This is a genomic window from Moraxella sp. (genome assembly GCF_024227015.1).
In the GTDB taxonomy this organism is placed as follows: domain Bacteria; phylum Pseudomonadota; class Gammaproteobacteria; order Pseudomonadales; family Moraxellaceae; genus Moraxella.
Genome location: NZ_JAAELD010000194.1, coordinates 1 through 4,283, shown reverse-complemented (window position 1 = coordinate 4,283; position 4,283 = coordinate 1). Strand labels below are relative to the sequence as shown.

The 4,283-nt window shown below is 47.5% G+C and carries 4 protein-coding genes; 2 read left to right on the top strand and 2 right to left on the bottom strand.

The genetic code is table 11. The features are described 5' to 3' along the window. Positions 1-300 precede the first annotated feature (300 nt). Positions 301-987 (top strand): pirin family protein, encoded by a 687-nt coding sequence (locus tag GY683_RS04395; RefSeq protein WP_297287590.1) that lies wholly within the window; start codon positions 301-303, stop codon positions 985-987. A gap of 65 nt (positions 988-1,052) precedes the next feature. Here GY683_RS04395 and GY683_RS04390 read toward each other — a convergent pair whose 3' ends face one another. Together GY683_RS04390 and GY683_RS04385 are read right to left on the bottom strand one after the other, a co-directional pair. Beyond that, positions 1,053-2,510 (bottom strand): NAD(P)H-hydrate dehydratase, encoded by a 1,458-nt coding sequence (locus tag GY683_RS04390; protein WP_297287589.1) that lies wholly within the window; start codon positions 2,508-2,510, stop codon positions 1,053-1,055. Positions 2,511-2,567: 57 nt separating this feature from the next. Next, complete coding sequence (locus GY683_RS04385) at positions 2,568-3,272, bottom strand: tRNA-(ms[2]io[6]A)-hydroxylase (RefSeq protein WP_297287588.1); 705 nt, start codon at positions 3,270-3,272, stop codon at positions 2,568-2,570. Positions 3,273-3,808: 536 nt separating this feature from the next. Here GY683_RS04385 and GY683_RS04380 point away from each other — a divergent pair. Further along, on the top strand, positions 3,809-4,283 hold a 475-nt coding region (locus GY683_RS04380; RefSeq protein ID WP_297287587.1), incomplete at its 3' end, for a porin.

Below are 4,283 nucleotides of genomic sequence, written 5' to 3'. Positions count from 1 at the left end.
TCTCATTTTGTTCTACCTTTGCCAAACCGTTCCGCAGGCAACCAACATCATCATACCCTGTTACCTGTGGTTTTTCACACGCCAAGGCGGATAAGGGTAAAAGAGATAGGGCAACAATAAGGGGCTTGATGTTCATGATAATCTCCTAAAAAGTGTGGGGTAATCATAATCAATTTAGGCGACATTGGCAAGCGTGTTTTATTTTTCCTATTAAGAAAAGATACATCAACCAAACCGCTATTTATTTGCTATTTTTAAAGATTTATAATGGGGTGAATTTTAAAAACATCAGGTATTTTTATGATTATCCCTAGACTGTCGCACGAACGTGGTTTTGCCGAGCATGGCTGGCTAACAAGTCGCCATAGCTTTTCGTTTGCGGACTATTATGACCCCAATTTTATGGGCTTTTCTGCCCTTAGAGTCATCAACGAAGACTGGATAGCTCCGAGCATGGGCTTTGGCATGCACCCACACAAGGACATGGAGATTTTGACCTATGTACTGTCAGGGGCGGTCGCCCACAAGGACAGCATGGGTAACAGCGAGACCGTGCCAGCAGGCGAGTTTCAGCTTATGTCGGCAGGGACGGGTGTGCGTCATTCGGAGTTCAACCCGAGCGACACGGACGAGCTACACCTCTACCAAATTTGGATAATACCTAATCGCATGGGCGTAACCCCACGCTATGAGCAGGCAAAGTTTGATGAGTACATGGGCGGTACGCTAATCCTGTCGCCCACAGGGGAGAGCGGGTCGTTTGTGGTGTATCAAGACATGAAACTGTGGCGGTATCAGTTGGACAGCGAGCAAGCTATAAGCCTTGATAAAGGCAGAGCCTACTGGCTACAAATCGCCAAAGGGTCTGTGGTGATAAATGGCGAGCACTATCAGGCAGGGGACGCTTTGGCAATGGTTGATGAAAATCAAATCATCGCCCAGAGTGATGAATTTGGGGAGTTTTTGTTGTTTGATTTGCCACGCTGATGCGCTGATGCGCTGATACGTTTAATCTGATATAGCTAAGAACCGCTTGATGATAAGCGGTTTTTTTATTTTAGATTGACCGCTTGTCTAATGGTGTGTGGCATCTGATGGGCGGAGAGTCCGCGAGCTCCATCTTTGGCGAGTAGGTCGCCTGCGTGGGCGTGCAGGGCGACAGCTGTCATGGGACTGGTGTCAAACTGCGCCAGAATGCCTGCCATCATGCCGCTTAGCACATCGCCCATGCCGGCCGTTGCCATGCCAGCATTGCCCAGTGCGCAGATCTCAAGTGCGCCTGTGTGGTCTAGCACTAGGCTGTTTGCACCCTTAAGCACCCACTGACCGCCAAAGGTGTGCTGTAGGGCGTGAATGGCGGCGAATCGATCAGCTTCGATGGTCTGCGTGGTGGTGTCTAGCAATCTGGCAGCTTCACTACTGTGTGGGGTTAATACCCATTTTTGGGGTAGTTTGCCCTGTAGAGGATAAGTCGCCAGATGCCATAGCGCGTCTGCATCTAAGATGACGGCTTTATTTGCCATGTTGGCAAGTAGGTGGTCAAAAACACGCTTGAAGGTTTGTGTTGCCCATTCATCACGGCCCAATCCCATCCCAAAGCACACCGCATGCATCTTAGCCAAGTTATTGAGTGTATCAGCATCATCAATATCGCCAAGCATGAGATTGGGCGAGCGTGATAGGATCGCTGGATGGTGATTGGTGTGCGTCAAGACGGTGGTACGTCCTGCGCCTGTTGCCATCGCTGATTCTGCTGACATGATGGCTGCACCGCCCATGTGCGGATGACCGCCGATGACCATTACAGAACCGAAGTCGCCCTTATGGGCGGTGTGCTTGCGCGGTGGTAATGTCGGTGGAGCATCAACGAGATGAGCGATGGGGTGGATCTTACCATTATTGGGAATGAGCGGCACAGTGATGACTCTACCTACGACATCCTTGCTGGCAGATCCGTACAGACCGCTCTTTAGACCGATCAGACAGAGCGTCACATCAGCACGCACGCAGACGGGTAAGGTGATGCCTGTATTGGCATGCAGTCCGCTGGGTATATCGACAGAGATTTTTAGCCCTTGGCTGTCATTGAAGCGATGAATGAGCGCCTGATAATCTTCATCGAGCGCACGAGACAGTCCAATGCCGAATATGGCATCTATCTGAATGTCGGCAGGCGGGGCGTTGTTAATATCATCGCTGATAAGAATGCTCGTCATTTGCGTCTGTGCTAGGGCGCGTCTGGCGTCTGACGTGGTGGGCGGGCTGGGTAGAATAACCTTCACATCAAAGCCAAAATCATGCAGATATCTGGCAATCATCAGCCCATCGCCGCCATTATTACCCGTGCCACACCATATACAGATGCTGTCCGTATCACGAACGATGTCTGTGATGTGGTGTGCCATCAGCAGGGCGGCTTGACACATCAGCCCAAAGGATGAATTGCCCTGCTCGAACCATCGCTGTTCCCACAGGCGCACGTCTTCTGCGGTATAGATAGGCTGTCTCATGGTATTTATCCTCTGGCGGTTGGTGTGATTGCGCATGAAGCCAATCCGTTATACATACTATATAAAGTCAGGCACGCCACTATGGAAGCGTAGCTCGCCATCGGGCGAATCGATCAGCTCCGCCTCGACCTCACGGAAAAATGCGACACGCTCATCGATGTTCTCATTCGTGATGGACTGCGCTAGGCGCAGATAGTCTTCGTAGTGGCGACTTTCTGACTTTAGTAGATACTTATAATAACGCGCCAGTTTCTCATCGTCAATCACATCCGCCAGCGCCGAGAACCGCTCACACGAACGCGCCTCGATGAACGCGCCGATAATAAGTACATCAACCATCGCAGCAGGCTCCCAGGTGCGCTTATGCTTGAGTAGACCTTTGGCGTAGCGACCTGCCGATAGATACGACCATTCGATGCCGCGCTCTTTCATTAATGTCAGCACTTGCTCATAGTGTAGCATCTCTTCACGAACCAGCTGCGCCAATCTCTCCTGTAGCTCACGATGAAACTCATAACGAAAGATCAAATTCATAGCCGTGCCCGCTGCCTTCTTCTCGCAGTTGGCATGGTCTTGCATGAGTAGGGGTAGGTTGTCCTTGGCAGCGCTCAGCCATTTATCCGATGTGCGCGCACCCAGAAACTCATGAATGTGGCTGATGTCGGTGGTGGCTTTGGCGCGCGTGGTGATGTTCTGTAGGTCGTCTTCAGGGGCGATGGTCGCATCTGGGTTTGGGATGTCGTTCATTGGTGTGTCGGTCATGATCGTCTCAATGTTCAAAAAAATTAATCAATCTATCAATGAATATTTGTGTAAACATTTGTGTTCGCTGTGTAAATTTTGGCTTAAGCTAGCTTAATAATGTTACAGCGTGATGACCATTTTAACATATTTTTTGGGTGAAAAAAGCGTGAATATTGCTCAAAAAAAGTACAATATTGCACGATAATGAAACTAATTTACCATTGATAATAATAATATATCTTGTTATTCACAAAATTTTAAGGGCTTAAAAAATATATAAGTATTTGAAATATATAAAAAAATTAAAAAACATCAAAAAAAATTAAAAATTTTTTGGTAAAAGGTGTTGCAAAATATGACAAAGTTGGTATTCTATAAATGAAATGTGAATTTGGCAAAGGTCTTTTCCGAGTTGTTACAATTCAAAAAGTCACTAACCAGATTCTTGATTTCGTAAAGTAACCTCGCAGGCTTGATTTAGATTTTTAAATTTAAGTACTGCATTGGGCGCAGCTTTAGCGACCCAAACTAAAAAATGTAATGTGGAGAAACCCATGAAAAAACTACTTTTAGCATCAGCCGTCGCTGCTCTATCTATCACAGCTGCACAAGCTGCCCCAACTGTATATGGTAAAGCATTCCTTACTCTTGACGTTCAAGACGGTGATGACAACAGCTCAGACTACGTAGCGCGTACTCAGCTAAACTCTAACGATTCTCGTATCGGCGTTAAAGGTTCTGAAGCACTAACTCAAAACACTGACCTAGTTTACCAACTAGAATATCGTGTTGACATCGACTCTGACGCTGCTCGTAACTGGGAAAGCCGTGATACTTATCTAGGCCTTGCTAACAATCAATACGGTACGCTAGTAGCTGGTCGTTTAACTACTATCGATGACTATGTTGACTATGCTAACGTAACAGCTGGTAAGCCAGTGGGCGGTGACAACGTTCTAGCTTCATTCAACGCTGAACGTGCAAACAACGCATTTGCATATTTCTCACCAGAGCGTAACGGCGTACAAT